Raw genomic sequence first — 14,437 nt, 5'->3', positions numbered from 1 at the left:
CATGCGTTCCCTGACGTTGTACTTGTTGTTGCTGACCGTTCCTTCCTTGGCCTTCGCACAGACCCCGCTGGAAGGCACCGCGATCCAGGATCGCGCCGACCTGCCGCATGCCTCCGGCTTCGTTTCCCGCGCCGACAGCGCCAGCCACCTGCTCAATGCCATCGGCGCGCGTGCTCGCCAGGCCGTGGTGATCAGCCCCAAGGCACTGAAGAAAAAGGTGAGCGGCAGCTTCGATCTGGCCCGCCCGCTCGACGTGCTGGCCAAGGTCTCCGCCGAACTGGGCCTGGTCTGGTACAGCGACGTCCAGTCCATCTACGTGTATGACGCCGACGAGCAGAAAAACGCCGTGGGTCGCCTGCGGCACACCTCCATCGCCACGTTGTCGGACTTTCTGCGCAAGGCGCGGTTGTCTGATACCCGCTACCCGGTGCGCGGCGGCGGCGCCGATGGCACCTTCTACGTGGCCGGCCCGCCGGTGTACGTGGACATCGTGATGAACGCGGCGCGCTATCTGGACGACCTGTATGAAGGTGCCGACGCCAGCCCGCACCATGTGGAAGTGATCAAGCTGGAGCACAGCTTCGTCAATGGTCGCCGATATGGCCTGCGCAGCGCGGAAATCGCGCTGCCGGGCGTGGCCGAGGTGCTGGCCGGCGTGCTGAAACTGGGCGATTTCGGTGCAGTGGTCAAGCAGCCGGCGGCCCCGCTTGACCCGGCCGCCATCGCCGAAGAGATCCTGCCTGCCACCGCGCCATTGGCGCAGCCTGGCCAGGTGTCCCCGTCGGTGCCGACCGGCCCCGCGCCGGCCGTGGTGATGGCGTATGCGGAAACCAACAGCCTGATCGTGCGCGGCACGCTGGCGCAGATCGAACAGGTCAAGCGACTGGTCGGCGAACTGGACGTTCCCCGCAAGCAGATCGAACTGTCATTGTGGATCATCGACATCAAGAAGACCGAGCTCGACCGCCTGGGCGTGAACTGGAGCGGTGGCATCAACATCGGCAACCGCCTGTCCATCGGCATCAACCAGGGCAAGTCGGTCAGCACGCTGGATGGCACGCGGTTCCTGGCCTCGGTACAGGCACTGGCCAGCAAGGGGGATGCACACATCATCTCGCGCCCGGTACTGCTGACCCAGGAGAACATCCCGGCCTATTTCGACAGCAACCAGACCTTTTATGCACAGCTGGTGGGCGACCGGGCCGTGTCGCTGGAGCAGGTGACCTACGGCACCCTGATCAGCGTGCTGCCGCGCATCTCAAGCAGTCATGACGTGGAAATGCAGCTGAAGATCGAGGATGGCGCCGCCGACGCCACCCGCACGGTGGATGCGCTGCCGCTGGTAAACCGCACGGTCATCGACACCGTTGCACGGGTGCCGCAGCAGCTCAGCCTGCTGGTTGGCGGTTACACCCGTTCCTCGGCCGACGACGGCTACAGCGGCATTCCCGGCCTGCGCCGCATCCCGGGCGTGGGCCGGCTGTTCGGACAGGACAGCCGCTCGGCCGAAAGCCACGTGCGGGTGTTCCTGATCCAGCCGCGCCTGCTCACCGGCAGTGACCCGGTCGACCCGTACCGCATGCCCGAGGTATATGGCGCCGGCGTGGGCGACTCGGTGCGCGATTCGCTGCGTGCGGTGCATCCGCAGTTCAACTCCGCGGAGGGCGCGCATGGCACTGCCGGCCATTAATCGACCCGTCTCCGCGCCGCTGCCGGTGACCCCTCGTCAGGCAAGCACGCAGGGCGACCGTGACGACACCGCCAAGGACCTGCTGTCCGGTCTGGGCAAGCCGTCCAGGCCCGGTTCGCTGGCCACGGCCATGTCCATGCAGGACGACCTGGCCGCGCTGGTAGCCTCGCTGCGCAATCGCCGCGACGGCCAGCAGACCGGTGCCAGCATGGAATCGCAGGCGTGGATCGACCATGTTCTGGACGATGAGGTGCACGCCAAGGTCACGGACCTGCGCGCACTGCTCGACGGCATGCGCAGCCCCGTGCAGTTGCTGGCCCTGCTCCGGCAGCTGTTCCCCGATCCCAGCGACATGCTGGCGGTGCTGCGCTCGCTGATCGCCGATGACGAACTGGAGGAATTGCGCGAGCTGTTGCAGCAGTCGCTGGAGCAGCTGCTCGCCGAAGAGACCGCGCAGGGCAATGGCGCGGCTACGCGCGGTGGCCTGAACGTGGCGATCAAGGCGCGGCTGGCCGCGCGCGGCAGCCAGTTCTCGGCCCGCGCGCTGCGCCAGAGCTACCGCGACTTCATCGGCAACCACCAGGACTGCGTGGGCGAATACGCCGGCTGGATCGCGCTGTACGGATTCGAGCGGCGCGCGCAGGTGGTCGACTTCATGGAGCAGGCGCTCGGCGCGGACATGTACTCACTCGACCCCAGTGCCTCGCACCTGGAGTTCGGCCGGCTGCTGCGCCAGGTGCGCAACCTGGCCGTGCTGCGCTCGACCGACCACCTGCTGGTCCAGGAAGCCACCCGCGACCGGCTGCTGGCGCGGCTTTCCACCACCGCCGAAGCGGTGGTCGGCGGGTTGCTGGATGTGGTGCGCGGACTGCAGGACTGGGCCGGGCTGTTTGCCGGCCCCCTGGCCGATGCGCGGGTGGCGCTGTCGGCGCCCGAACGTGCGCGCCTGGTGCAGGCGCTGCGGCGCGCGCTGGGCGGTCTGCCTGATGCGGTATGGAGCGATGACCTCGCGCGTGAACGCGCGGCGCAGTCCCTGGAGAGGGTGGTGGTGGAAAGCATGAAACGCGAACGCTGGAGCGCCGGCCACGCCGGTGGGGTGGCCGTATGAACACGGTGACCCACAACCCCGCAGGCGGCTGGGGCCAGCGTGCCCGCGGCATCCTGCGCCCGGAGCTGGCCCTGGTGGTGCTGATGGCCGTGATCGTGGCCATGCTGATCATCCCGCTGCCGACGATCCTGGTCGACCTGCTGATCGGCCTGAACATGGCCGTGGCCATCGTGATTTTCCTGAGCTCGTTCTACGTCGAGCGCATCCTCAACTTCTCCACGTTCCCCTCGGTACTGCTGTTCACCACGCTGATGCGGCTGGCGCTGTCGGTCAGCACCAGCCGGCTGATCCTGCTCGACGCCGATGCCGGCCACATCATCAGTGCCTTCGGCGATTTCGTGGTGGGCGACAACCTGGTGGTGGGCGCGGTGATCTTCGCCATCATCACCCTGGTCCAGTTCATCGTGATCACCAAGGGTTCCGAGCGTATCGGTGAAGTGGTGGCGCGCTTCTCGCTCGACGGCATGCCCGGCAAGCAGATGAGCATCGACGCGGACCTGCGCGCCGAGGCCATCACCTCGGAAGAAGCACAGCGCCGCCGCCGCGACGTGGAACGCGAAAGCCAGCTGTACGGCTCCTACGACGGTGCCATGAAGTTCGTGAAGGGCGATGCCATCGCCGGCATCGTGATCGTGTTCGTCAACCTGTTCGGCGGTATCGCCGTGGGCATGCTGCAGCATGGCATGGCGTTCTCGCAGGCGCTCAACACCTTCACCCTGCTGACCATCGGCGATGGCCTGGTCGCACAGATTCCCGCACTGTTGATCTGCATCAGCGCCGGTTTCATCGTCACAAGGGTGAGCGGCGAGAGCAACAACCTGGGCGCCAACATCCTGGGCGAATTGTTCAACAGCAACGTGGTACTCGGCACCGGCGCAGTGCTGGTGCTGCTGCTGGGCCTGCTGCCCGGCTTCCCGCTGCCGGTGTTCGCCGGCCTGGCCGTGGGCCTGGCGGCCATGCTGGTGTGGCGCCTGCGCCGTGCCAAGACCGCCGATGCCGGCGGCACCCCGGGGACAGGGCAGGGCGGCGCTGCGCCGCCGGCCGCCAAGGGCGACACCGGCAACGCCCGCCTCACCAGCGAAACCCTGCCGCTGATCCTGTTGATGCCGCCGTCGCTGCATGAGGCGGGCGTTGCCGGCCAATGGGAAGAGCAGCTGCGTCACGACGCCTTCGTCAACACTGGCATGCAGCTCGCACCGCTGGTCCTGCGCAGCCACACCCCGGCCAAGGACCACGAGGTCAAGGTGCTGATCAACGAGATTCCGGCAGCGTCCTCGCACGTGGTCAGCGGGCACGTGCGGGTCTGGGGCCGGCAGGACGAACTGGAGGCACTCGACATGGGCCTGGTGGTACCGCACGACGGCGGCACCGCGCGCTGGGTGCTGGCCGACGCGCACGAAGACGTCCGCGCACTGGGGTGCGATGTCTCCAGCGACTACGAGGAACTGCGCCGGCTGGTGCACGGCGCGGTACAGCGCAACATCGGTGAGCTGTTCGGCATCCAGGAAGCCAAGCATGTCCTGGACGCGTTGGAGAAGCGCTTCCCCGAACTGGTCAAGGAAACCTACCGGCACATGCCGATCCAGCGCGTGGCCGAAGTGCTTCAGCGCCTGCTCCGCGAGGACGTTTCCATCCGCAACATGAAGGTGGTGCTGGAAACCCTGGCCCAGTGGGGCCAGCGCGAAAAGGACGTGATCCTGCTGGTGGAGCACGTGCGTGGCGCACTGGCCCGCTACATCTCCGCGCGCTTCGCCCGCGATGGGCGCATTCCCGCGATCCTGGTGTCCAGCCCGGTTGAAGACCAGATCCGCGCCGGCATCCGCCAGAGCCAGGGTGCGGCCTACCTCAACCTGGAGCCGGCCGAAGCCGGTGAGCTGATGGATCGCTTCGCCCTGCATGTCGGCGAAGTCGCCGCGCACCGCCCCGACGTGGTGCTGATGGTCGCGCCGGACATCCGCCGCTTCGTCAAGCGCTTCATTGAAACCCGCCTCCCCTCGACCGCGGTGCTCTCGTTCGCCGAGATCTCCGACACGGTCACCCTTGATGTGATGAGAAGCTTATGACCTCCCTGCTGGATACCCTCAACTCCGCCCTCAAGGAACTGGGCTGCGACCCATCGCGGTTCCAGTTCGACACCCACTCCTCGGTGGTGATGGGCTTTGCCGACGTGGGCGAGCTTCTGCTCGATCCGGTGGACGACATGGTGTACCTGTGGGGCCGCCTGGATACCTCGCCGGCCGAGCGCTTCAGCAACCGTGCCGATGAGCTGCTCACCGCGCTGTCGGCACCGGCCGCACACTTCGCCAATGGTTGCCTGGCGCTTCGCCAGCTTGAAGACGGTTGCCTGGTCGGCGGCGCGCTGCAGCCGGATTGTCGCCACGAGTCGAGCCTGCTGGCCGCTGCCATCGAAGGGTTCCACGCGCGCGTGATCGAACTCCAGGCCCTGCTGCGGTGACAGCGGCCACGCCCTGCTGGCGCCCTTGTGCCACGCCGGTCGCGATGCGTGCCGGCGAGCTGCGGGTACCCCTGCCGGATGTCGCGGTGGGCGAGCACTGCCACGTGCGCCATTCGGCGGGCGACGACCGTGTGCTCACCCATGGCGTGGTGACCCGGGTCGACCATGGCGTGGCCACGCTGGCGCTGATTGGTGCCCCGGTGCGGCTGGCAGCCGACGTGGTGGTGGCTGCCACCGGTCGCCCGCTGCAGGTGGCACTGGGCACGCATCTGCTCGGGTGCGTGCTGGACGGGTTCGGTGAAGTGGTGGAGTGGCTGCGCGATGGCGAAGACGTGACCGTAGCCGGTGTATCGGCACCGGTGCAGGCTGCGCCGCTGGACTATCGCCAGCGCCGTGCCATCCAGACCCCGTTCGCCACCGGCATCCGTGCCCTGGACGCGTTGCTCACCGTAGGCGAAGGCCAGCGCATGGGGGTTTTTGCCGCAGCCGGGTGCGGCAAAACCACCCTGGTGGAGATGCTGCTGGCCAACGCCGACTGCGATGTGCGCGTGGTGGCGCTGGTGGGCGAGCGGGGCCGTGAAGTGGCCTCCTTCGTCGATGCCATCCGCCATGGTCCGGCAGCCACGCGCACCATCATCGTGCAGGCCACCTCCGATACCTCGCCGGCCACCCGCGTCAACGCGGCGATGGTGGCCACCCGGATTGCCGAATACTTCCGCGACCAGGGCAGCCGGGTGCTGCTGGTCATGGACTCGGCCACCCGCTACGCGCGCGCGCTGCGTGACGTCGCATTGTCGGCCGGCGAACCGCCGGCACGCCGTGGTTTCCCCGCGTCGGTGTTCGAAGCACTGCCACGCCTGGTGGAGCGCCCGGGCAACGCACAGTCCGGCAGCATCACCGCGTTCTACACCGTGCTGCTGGAAGACGATGCCGACCCCGACCCGGTCGGCGAGGAAGTCAAATCGTTGCTGGACGGCCACGTGTACCTCAGCCCGCGCCTGGCCCAGCGCGGCCACTTCCCGGCCATCGACGTGCTGCGCAGCGCCAGCCGGCTGTACCCGCAGCTGGCCAGCGAGCGCCAGGCCGCCGCGGCCACCCGCGTGCGCGCGGTGATGGGCCGGCTGGATGACCTGCAGCTGCTGCGCGACATCGGCGAGTACCGCCCCGGTGCGCAGCCCGAGCAGGACGATGCGGTGGCGCGCGAACCGCGCCTGCTGGCATTCCTGCGCCAGCCGCTGCACGAACCGGTCACCTTTGATGCGGCGGTGGAGGCACTTGATGCGCTCGCCCGCTGACCCCGCGCGGCTGGCCACGCTGCTGGAGCATCGCGCCCACCGCCTGCGCCGCGACGCCCGCGCGCAGGCAGAGCAGGCTGCGCAACGGGACCGCGAAGCGCAGACCCTGCGCAGCGCGGCAGACGAGCGCCTGCAGGCCGCGCAGCTTGGCGAGGAACACGGGCTGGACCGCCAGCGCCTGTTCGAGCGCCTGCGCGGCGTCGCCATTGCCCGGGCGCATGTCCTGGAATGCGAACTGCGCGCCGGCCACCTGCAGGAGCAGGCCGGCGACGCCCGCGAGCAGGAGCTGGAACTGCGCCATGCCGCCGCCGGCAACCACTCACGCGCGCGCCGGCTGCAGGCCGTCGGCGCGCATATCGACCAGAAGCACCGGCAGGCGCGCCTGCGCCGCCAGGAGCGCCAGATCCAAGAGGAATACACATGTCGTTGAAGATCCAAGAACCGCAGGCTGCCGTCATGGCGGCCAGCCCCGTCGATGCGGTCTCCCTGAGCGAGCGCGTGCAGGCCAGGCAGCCCCGGCCGACCGCGCAGCAGGCGGCCGAGCGGGCTCCTGAACCCACTGCCGAACCCACCGCTGAAGAAGCGCCGGAGCAGTCGCCTTTCCCCGGTGACGTCGCGGTGTGGGCGCCGGACGAGTCGGACAGAGATGTTGAGCAGGAGTGGGCGCGTGATTCCGCACCCTTGCCGCAGCGTGAGGTCCACATCCTGGCGACGGTGCAACGCGAGGGCGGCAGGGACGGGCAGGACATCGACCACCGCGCTCGGCGCGGAATGGCCGCACACGCGCAGGCGGCTGCAGCGCCCGTGCTGCCGGCCATCACCTCACGGCCGCTGCCGACGGTGGCCAGTCCTGCGGCCCCGATCATGCCCGGCAATGAACCCGCGGCGCTGCTGCCAGCAGCGGTGGAGGGCAGCGTCCTGCCCGGCGCCAAGGTGCCGGCCGCCACGGCGCCCAGCAACGCCACCGCCAACCTGCACGCCGCCTCCCTGAACGGTGGCGCGGTGATCGATACCGCAGAAAAGCCCGGCCCGCCTGCCGCTTTGGCACAGGCCGACACCGCCACCACGGCATCAGCACTGCCTTCGCGGGTGCAGCCGGGGCAGGGTGAGCGGACCGCGCGTGATGCATCGCCTGGCGCGCCGGTGAGTGCCGACATGATGCGTACGGCGCCGGCAAGGGATGTCCCGGTCGCTGCGGCAGCTCCCGAACCGTCAGCGCCGGAACTGCTGCCAGCCGCCGGCCGCGCCGCCCCGACCGACCTCGCACAGGCCGCAGGTGCCACCGTGATGCCGCAACCGCACACCGGCGAAGCCGCGCCCGACGCGCAGGCAATGGCCGACGCGCGTCGTGCCGAAGCCAACCTCGGCACCCGCCAGCATGTCCGCGCGGTGCGCCAGGCCGAAGCGTTGCAGACGGCCATGGCCCAGCGCGCCGACACCGCCAGCCACTTCAACGTGTCCTTCAAGAGCTGGGGCGCAGGCGCGGGTCACTCGGTCAGTGGACGCGTGGACGGTAACCGCCTGGTCCTGCAGCCGTCCTCGGCACGGGTCGGCCAGGCACTGTCTTCCGCGCTGGCGCCGCCGGGCGCTGACCTGCAGATCGCCGTCGAAAGCAGCGACAGCGCCACCGACGAACGGCGCCGCCGCGGCGGCCAGGGCCACGCATGAACGTGCGGCGCTGGCCCTTCCCAACGCTGACACCGGCCCAGGCCACCCAGGCGGCCAACCTCGCGGCGCGTGCACGCATGGGCATCACGCCTGACCAGCAACCGTTGCCGACGCGCGGCGCCATGCTGCGTTTCGACGTGAGCGGGCGCGGCGGCGTGCTGCGTCTGGCGGTTGCCGCGGACCAGTGGTGCCCTGCGATGCTGCCCGCGATGGGCGGACTGGCCTGGTCGGAGCTGGTGGACCGCAACGCACTGGCGTGCTGGCTGCCCGAGCGACCGCTGCTGGACATCGCCGCTGAGCCCTTCCATGGCGCGCAGGTAACCCTGCAGGACGTGGTGCCCATCAACGCGCTTGCGATGGGGCAGGGCGCGCAGCCCTGCCTGCCCACCGCGCAGGGGCCTGCCTGGATCGAACACGCCGGGTGCGCCGCTGCGGCGCCCTTGGCCGCACCGCTCCGTGCGCTGCGCGTTCGTACCGACCTGGGTATCGCCCGCCTGTGCCTGCCGCTGCATCGTGTGCGCGGCCTGGCCCCGGGTGCGGTGCTGCTGCTCGACCAGCTGCTGCCGGTCGCCCGCACGGGTGGCCGCCGCCTGTACTCCTTCGACTTCACCCTAGAGACCATCTCCGTGAACACACCCTTCGATTTCCTCGACGACGACGACGGCAGCGCCGAGATCGCCCCATCCGCCCCGGCACCCACGGCCGCCACCGCGCCCGGTATCGACATCAAGCGCCTGCCGGTGAACGTGGATGTGGTGCTGTGCCAGCTGCAGCACGCCGTCGGCGAACTGGACGGGCTGCAGCCCGGTACCGTGTTCCACCTGCCCGCCGATGCCTGGAAGCAGCTGCAGCTGCGGGTCAACGGCCAACTGATCGCCCGCGGTGAGCTGGTGCAGGTGGGTGACCAGCTCGGCGTACAGCTGGCGCAGGCGCCCGTGCTGCCATGAATTTCGTCAACAACGACATCTCGCTGATCGCGGTCATGTCGATGGCTGCGCTGCTGCCGTTCCTGATCGCAGCCGGCACCTGCTACCTGAAGTTCTCCGTGGTGTTCGTGCTGCTGCGCAACGGCCTGGGCCTGCAGCAGGTGCCTTCCAACATGGTGCTCAATGCACTGGCGCTGATGCTGGCGTTCTACGTGATGCAGCCGATCGTGCAGAACATGTACGACGCCTACCTGGCGCTGGACGCCCCGCTCAATTCGGTGGCGGCGGTGGTCACCTTCCTCGACAGCAGCCTGGACGGCTACAAGGTCTACCTGGCCACCTATTCGGACCCCGAGCTGGTGAAGTTCTTCGAGCGCGCCCGCCATGCCGAAACCGGCATGCCGGTGCCGGACCTGGAACCGCATGAGCGCTCGCTGTTCGCGCTGATGCCCAGCTATGCCCTGAGCGAGCTGAAGGATGCGTTCCGCATCGGCTTCTACCTGTACCTGCCGTTCGTGGTGATCGACCTGGTGGTCTCCAGCGTGCTGCTGTCGCTGGGCATGATGATGATGAGCCCGGTGACCATCTCCGCGCCGATCAAGCTGATCCTGTTCGTGGCGATGGATGGCTGGAGCCTGCTGTCGCAGGGTCTGGTGCGCCAGTACCTCGACGTGCCGATGTAGCCATGGACGCGATCATGTTCATGGGCAACAAAAGCCTGCTGCTCATCCTCCTGCTGTCGGCCGCGCCGGTGGCCGTGGCCACCATCGTCGGCCTGGCCATCGGCCTGTTCCAGACCGTGACCCAGCTGCAGGAGCAGACCCTTCCCTACGGCGCCAAGCTGCTGGCGGTGATCGCCTGCCTGCTGGTGCTGATGACCTGGATGTCGGCGCGCATGCTGGATTTCGCCCGGCTGGCGCTGCACACCGCGCTGAACGGGTAGGGCAGTGCAGCTTTCCGCGCTCGACACCGAACTGGTCGCGCTGGCCCGCGACCACGGCCTGCCGGCGCTGCTGGGCATGGCCCGCATCGGCGCCTGCCTGGTCTGGATTCCGTATCTGTCGCCGGGCGTCATGCCGGCGAAGATGACCCGGACCGTGGTGGCGATGATGATCCTGATCGGCATGTGGCCGTCCACCGCCGGCGCCACGGTGCCGCCCGACATCCTCTCCATGACCGGCGTGGTGCTGCGCGAAGTATTGATCGGCACCGCCATCGGCATGGTGGTGGCCTTGCCGTTCCACATTTTCCACGGCATGGGCGCCATCATCGACAACCAGCGCGGCGCCGGCATCGGCGCCATGCTCGACCCGGTCAGCGGCATGGAGGCGACCGAAACCTCCAACCTGCTGCAGCTGATGAGCGTCGTGGTGTTCCTGGCCACCGACGGCATGATCGTACTGCTGGAAGTCATCCAGGACAGCTACGTGCTGATTCCCATGGGCGGCGTGCTCGCGCTGGACCTGGCGCGCGTGCAGGACTTCGCCGGCACGCTGCTGGCCGGGGCGGTGCGCATGGCGCTGCCGGTGCTGCTGCTGCTGTTCCTGGTGGAAGTGCTGCTTGGCGTGCTGTCGCGCTTTGCGCAGCAGATGAATCCGTTCTCCATCTCGCTGGCGGTGAAGTCGTACATTGCCTTCATCGCGCTGCTGTTCTATCTCATGCCCACCGTGGCCCAGCAGGTGCCGTTGATCCGCGACAGTACCGACGCCCTCCAACTGCTGCTGGCGGTGCCGAAGTGAAGACCGAAAAGCCCAACCCGCATCGCCTGCTGAAGGAATCGAAGAAGGGCAAGAGCTTCGTCAGCCGCGACCTGGCCGGGTTGACGGTGCTGGTGGCCGGGCTGGTGGCCATGACCACGATGATCTCCAGCCGGGCACTGCACGGCTTCTACCGTGGCATGGCCGAGCGTGGCTTCAGCCTGACCCCGGCCGAGGCCGCGTGGCAGGCCACGGTAGCCTTCCTGTGGATTGCGGTGCCGGTGGGTGCTGCCGCCATCGTCGCCGCCGTGCTGATCTCGCTGGTGCAGAGCCGTGGCGTGATCGCCGCCGAAGCGGTCCGGATCGACCTGGCCCGGGTGAATCCGATTTCCGGGTTCAAGAACCTGTTCTCGCTCAAGACCATCAAGGGGCTGGTAACGGCGGTGCTGTACCTGCTGGCAGGCATCATCTTCGCGGTGCTGGCCTGGAAGCTGTTCGCACCGTCCCTGTTCGCCCAGGTGCAGATGCCGGACAAAGCCGCCGGCGCGCTCTGGTACAGCGTGGGCTGGCGCAGTACGGCGCTGCTGCTGGCGGTGCTGTCGCCGATCGCGCTTGCCGCGGCGTTCGTCGAATACCGGCTGTACATCCGCGAGATGCGCATGGAAAAGCACGAGGTCAAGCAGGAGCACAAGGACCACAACGGCAATCCCGAAATCAAGCAGCGCCGCCGCCAGATCGGCGAGGAGCTCTCGGCCCAGGTGCAGTCCGACATCGCCGGCTCGTCGATGATCCTGGCCAATCCGACCCACATTGCGGTAGGCATCTTCGTGCATCCCGACTACCCGGGCCTGCAGTTCGTGTCGCTGCGTGAACGCGGCAACCGCGCACGCAAGGTCATCGCCTTTGCCGAGCGCCTGGGCATCCCGGTCGTACGCGACATTCCGGTCGCGCGCGCGGTCTACTTCAAGGCGCGCCGCTACCAGTTCGTGCCGGCCGAGCTGGTCACGCCCATCGCCCGGATCCTGATGTGGCTGAAGGACATCGAGCGCAACCATGCCGAAGCGCCATCAGATTCCGATCCTTCCGATGATTCCGCGCCGGATGCGACACCCGGCCTTGACGACACGTCCCCGCGTCCGCCCGCCGGATGAGTGAAACCCGAAAGCCTCCCCTTCGCACCCCCGCCACACTGTGCTTGTCCTGCAGCGCCGTTGGCACCAACCCGGTAACCCACCATGACTTTTGCCCCCGACGCCCCCGCTGGATCCGACACCGACCAGGCCCAGCTCGATGAACTTGCCCAGCTGTTGTTCGAAGGTGCCCAGACCGGCGCCGCCATCAAGGATCTGAAAGGGGTCAGCGATGACCTGCTGGAAAGCGTGTACGCGTATGCGCACCGCTTCTACACCGACGGCCGTCTGGACGAGGCCGAAACATTCTTCCGCTTCCTGTACCTGTACGACTTCTACAACGGCGATTACGCACTCGGCCTGGCCGCAGTGCTGCAGATGAAGAAGGAATACGCCAAGGCCATCGACATGTACGCGCTGGCCTACGCGCTGCTCAAGGGCGACGAACGGCCGATGCTGCATGTCGGCCAGTGCCACCTGGCCATGGGCAAGCTCGCCATGGCCAAGGGCTGCTTCGAAACCGTGCAGCTGCGCTCCACCGATCCGGCCCTGCTTGCGCGGGCCAAGGTCTACCTGCAGGCGCTGGCCAGCAATGGCGACGCCCCTCCCGATACCACCGAGGAAACCGATTCCGCATGACTACCATTGCTTCCGCCGGCGCCACGCCGCTGGCTTTCACTCTCCCGCCCGCGGCACGCGCCGAGGGCGCCGCCAAAGCCGCTGCGGGCTTTGGCTCGGTGCCACTGCAACGCATCCAGGAGATCGACAGCCAGGTCCAGAAACTGCTGGCCGACGCCGCAGGCGAGCGCCACGGTACCTCCACCGAGGCGGAAGCACCCCACGCCAATGCACCGGCATTGCGCAAGGCCGACATGCCGCGCATCGTCCGTGCAGCGATGCAGCAGGCCAGCGCCAGCAGCGCCCCGCAGACGCCCATGACCCCGGAAGCGGCCATGACCCTGCTGGCGATGCAGCTGAGTGAGCTCATCACCGAAGAGAACGGGCGCAGCGTGGCCTCGCAGCTGGAGCTGGTGAAGCAGCGTCTGGCCCAGCGCGCCGCCTCGGCGGCGGAGCTGTCCGAAGCCATCCGTCTGGCGCAGGCGCTGGTCGATTCGGCGATGGGCGAGGTCGGCACTGCCGAAGGCGAACTGGCCGCAGCCCTGGAAGCCCTGAAGCAGGCCGAGGCCGAAGTGGCCCGTCTGGAACAGGCGCTGGCCGATGCCCCGCCGGAAGAGCAGGACGCCATCCGCGCCCAGCTGGAAGCCGCCAAGAGCAAGGCCGCCGAACAGCAGGCCCGGGTGGGCGACGCGACCAAGGCGCTGGCAGAGGCGGTAGCCGTGCTCGACAAGGCCTTGGGCGATCTGGAAGCCTTCAAGAGCGCGGCCGACAGCCTCGACCCGAACGGCAGCGTCAGTGCGCGTGGCGATGAGAAGGCCCGCACCAACGCGGCGATGCTCAGCGAGCTGCTGGCCGTGCTTCAGGAAATCATCGGCAAGGCCAACGACAAGAAGCTGGAAGAGGACACCCGCCTGCTGCAGGAGGTCTTGAAGCTGCGTGAAGCCGAGAACCTGCGTCGTTCGCAGGAGTACCAGGATGAGCTGGCCAAGGCCGAAGCCGCCCAGAAGAAGATGGGCTGCATCGGCAAGATCGTCGGCTGGGTAGTCACCGTGGTTGCCGTGGTGGCTGCCCCGTTCACCGGTGGCGCCAGCATGGTGCTGGCCGGTGTCGGCCTGGCCTTGGCCATCGGTGAAGAGCTGGGCCTGGACGTGATGGGCAAGATCATGGAACCCATCATGAAGCTGGTGATGGAACTGGTGAAGCACGTGGGCAACATCATCGGCGACGTACTCACTTCGCTGGGCGTGTCGTCCGCATTCGTGGACAAGATCAAGGACGTGCTGGGTGTCATTGCCGTGGCCGCGATGATCATCGCCGCCGTGGTACTGACCAAGCGCCTGGCCGGCACCGTTGCCGTGCAGCAGCTGGCGAAGGCCGTGACCCGCGCTGTGTCCGAAGCGATCAGCAAGGCCTTGCCGCAGATGATCAAGGCCGCCGCGCGCTCGGTAAGCCACACCGTGGACGACGTGGCCAAATCACTGAGCAAGACGATGGCCAAAGTCACGGGCAGCAATGCCGACACCCTGGCGGTGCGCTCCGGCCAAGCCGTCAAGGCCTCCCATACCCTCCAGTTCGCCAACCAGGCCAGCCAGGGCGTGGGCTCCATCATCATCGCCGAGATGTACGTCGACGCCGCCAAGCTGCTGAAGGATCTGGAGATCGGCCTGGCGGACAGCAAGATCTTCCGCGATCTCATCCAGAAGATCCTGGAGTACTTCATGCAGACCAACAACCTGGTCGCGGATCTGTTCCAGCAGATGACCAACGTACAGGAATCGCAGCACGACACCGCGCGAATCGTCACCGCCCGCATCGGCAGCGCCAACGCCTGAGCGCGTTGACCATCCATC

At 67.9% G+C, this 14,437-nt stretch carries 14 protein-coding genes; all 14 read left to right on the top strand.

What is annotated here, in order from left to right; genetic code table 11:
* The first annotated feature begins 1 nt into the window (after position 1).
* The 14 genes from sctC to sctE all read left to right on the top strand — a co-directional run bounded on the left by sctC (position 2) and on the right by sctE (position 14,419).
* The gene (sctC, locus tag AC06E7_RS01295; protein WP_478062598.1) at positions 2-1,690 is read left to right on the top strand and encodes a type III secretion system outer membrane ring subunit SctC; all 1,689 of its coding nucleotides are present in this window, start codon (positions 2-4) and stop codon (positions 1,688-1,690) included.
* Entirely contained in the window at positions 1,671-2,798 is a 1,128-nt protein-coding gene (gene sctW / locus AC06E7_RS01290) for a type III secretion system gatekeeper subunit SctW (protein ID WP_478062596.1), read from the top strand. Before sctC ends, sctW begins: the two co-directional genes overlap by 20 nt.
* Complete coding sequence (locus tag AC06E7_RS01285; protein ID WP_478062594.1) at positions 2,795-4,861, top strand: EscV/YscV/HrcV family type III secretion system export apparatus protein; 2,067 nt, start codon at positions 2,795-2,797, stop codon at positions 4,859-4,861. The genes sctW and AC06E7_RS01285 overlap by 4 nt, the downstream gene beginning before the upstream one ends.
* Positions 4,858-5,253 (top strand): InvB/SpaK family type III secretion system chaperone, encoded by a 396-nt coding sequence (locus tag AC06E7_RS01280; RefSeq protein ID WP_068853572.1) that lies wholly within the window; start codon positions 4,858-4,860, stop codon positions 5,251-5,253. The genes AC06E7_RS01285 and AC06E7_RS01280 overlap by 4 nt, the downstream gene beginning before the upstream one ends.
* A gap of 44 nt (positions 5,254-5,297) precedes the next feature.
* The gene (locus AC06E7_RS01275) at positions 5,298-6,548 is read left to right on the top strand and encodes a FliI/YscN family ATPase (protein WP_478062592.1); all 1,251 of its coding nucleotides are present in this window, start codon (positions 5,298-5,300) and stop codon (positions 6,546-6,548) included.
* On the top strand, positions 6,532-6,978 hold the full coding sequence (locus AC06E7_RS01270) for a hypothetical protein (RefSeq protein WP_354277003.1): 447 nt from the start codon (positions 6,532-6,534) through the stop codon (positions 6,976-6,978). The genes AC06E7_RS01275 and AC06E7_RS01270 overlap by 17 nt, the downstream gene beginning before the upstream one ends.
* Positions 6,969-8,216: a hypothetical protein gene (locus AC06E7_RS01265; protein WP_478062589.1), complete on the top strand. Its 1,248-nt coding sequence runs from the start codon at positions 6,969-6,971 to the stop codon at positions 8,214-8,216. Before AC06E7_RS01270 ends, AC06E7_RS01265 begins: the two co-directional genes overlap by 10 nt.
* Positions 8,213-9,163, top strand: a complete 951-nt coding sequence (locus tag AC06E7_RS01260) for a FliM/FliN family flagellar motor switch protein (protein ID WP_478062587.1) — start codon at positions 8,213-8,215, stop codon at positions 9,161-9,163. Before AC06E7_RS01265 ends, AC06E7_RS01260 begins: the two co-directional genes overlap by 4 nt.
* The gene (locus AC06E7_RS01255; RefSeq protein WP_095363516.1) at positions 9,160-9,825 is read left to right on the top strand and encodes an EscR/YscR/HrcR family type III secretion system export apparatus protein; all 666 of its coding nucleotides are present in this window, start codon (positions 9,160-9,162) and stop codon (positions 9,823-9,825) included. The genes AC06E7_RS01260 and AC06E7_RS01255 overlap by 4 nt, the downstream gene beginning before the upstream one ends.
* A 2-nt stretch (positions 9,826-9,827) precedes the next feature.
* A complete protein-coding gene (sctS, locus tag AC06E7_RS01250) occupies positions 9,828-10,085 on the top strand; it encodes a type III secretion system export apparatus subunit SctS (RefSeq protein ID WP_068853566.1) in 258 nt (85 codons plus the stop codon).
* 4 nt (positions 10,086-10,089) lie between these two features.
* Complete coding sequence (sctT, locus tag AC06E7_RS01245) at positions 10,090-10,881, top strand: type III secretion system export apparatus subunit SctT (RefSeq protein ID WP_478062586.1); 792 nt, start codon at positions 10,090-10,092, stop codon at positions 10,879-10,881.
* Entirely contained in the window at positions 10,878-11,990 is a 1,113-nt protein-coding gene (locus tag AC06E7_RS01240; RefSeq protein WP_478062585.1) for an EscU/YscU/HrcU family type III secretion system export apparatus switch protein, read from the top strand. The genes sctT and AC06E7_RS01240 overlap by 4 nt, the downstream gene beginning before the upstream one ends.
* Before the next feature lie 84 nt (positions 11,991-12,074).
* Positions 12,075-12,608: a SycD/LcrH family type III secretion system chaperone gene (locus tag AC06E7_RS01235; RefSeq protein ID WP_093533441.1), complete on the top strand. Its 534-nt coding sequence runs from the start codon at positions 12,075-12,077 to the stop codon at positions 12,606-12,608.
* Positions 12,605-14,419: a type III secretion system translocon subunit SseC family protein gene (sctE, locus tag AC06E7_RS01230; RefSeq protein WP_478062584.1), complete on the top strand. Its 1,815-nt coding sequence runs from the start codon at positions 12,605-12,607 to the stop codon at positions 14,417-14,419. The genes AC06E7_RS01235 and sctE overlap by 4 nt, the downstream gene beginning before the upstream one ends.
* The last annotated feature ends 18 nt before the right edge of the window (positions 14,420-14,437 follow it).

Source organism: Stenotrophomonas sp. Steno-Z4, from assembly GCF_056393145.1.
Note: the sequence above shows the minus strand (reverse complement) of the source record. Positions and strands in the feature narration are given on the sequence as shown.

Bases quoted from the DNA above. Each gene is read 5' to 3' on its own strand.
- sctC (WP_478062598.1), top strand. From the start codon at position 2: ATGCGTTCCCTGACGTTGTACTTGTTGTTGCTGACCGTTCCTTCCTTG.
- sctW (WP_478062596.1), top strand. From the start codon at position 1,671: ATGGCACTGCCGGCCATTAATCGACCCGTCTCCGCGCCGCTGCCGGTG.
- AC06E7_RS01285 (WP_478062594.1), top strand. From the start codon at position 2,795: ATGAACACGGTGACCCACAACCCCGCAGGCGGCTGGGGCCAGCGTGCC.
- AC06E7_RS01280 (WP_068853572.1), top strand. From the start codon at position 4,858: ATGACCTCCCTGCTGGATACCCTCAACTCCGCCCTCAAGGAACTGGGC.
- AC06E7_RS01275 (WP_478062592.1), top strand. From the start codon at position 5,298: ATGCGTGCCGGCGAGCTGCGGGTACCCCTGCCGGATGTCGCGGTGGGC.
- AC06E7_RS01270 (WP_354277003.1), top strand. From the start codon at position 6,532: ATGCGCTCGCCCGCTGACCCCGCGCGGCTGGCCACGCTGCTGGAGCAT.
- AC06E7_RS01265 (WP_478062589.1), top strand. From the start codon at position 6,969: ATGTCGTTGAAGATCCAAGAACCGCAGGCTGCCGTCATGGCGGCCAGC.
- AC06E7_RS01260 (WP_478062587.1), top strand. From the start codon at position 8,213: ATGAACGTGCGGCGCTGGCCCTTCCCAACGCTGACACCGGCCCAGGCC.
- AC06E7_RS01255 (WP_095363516.1), top strand. From the start codon at position 9,160: ATGAATTTCGTCAACAACGACATCTCGCTGATCGCGGTCATGTCGATG.
- sctS (WP_068853566.1), top strand. From the start codon at position 9,828: ATGGACGCGATCATGTTCATGGGCAACAAAAGCCTGCTGCTCATCCTC.
- AC06E7_RS01235 (WP_093533441.1), top strand. From the start codon at position 12,075: ATGACTTTTGCCCCCGACGCCCCCGCTGGATCCGACACCGACCAGGCC.
- sctE (WP_478062584.1), top strand. From the start codon at position 12,605: ATGACTACCATTGCTTCCGCCGGCGCCACGCCGCTGGCTTTCACTCTC.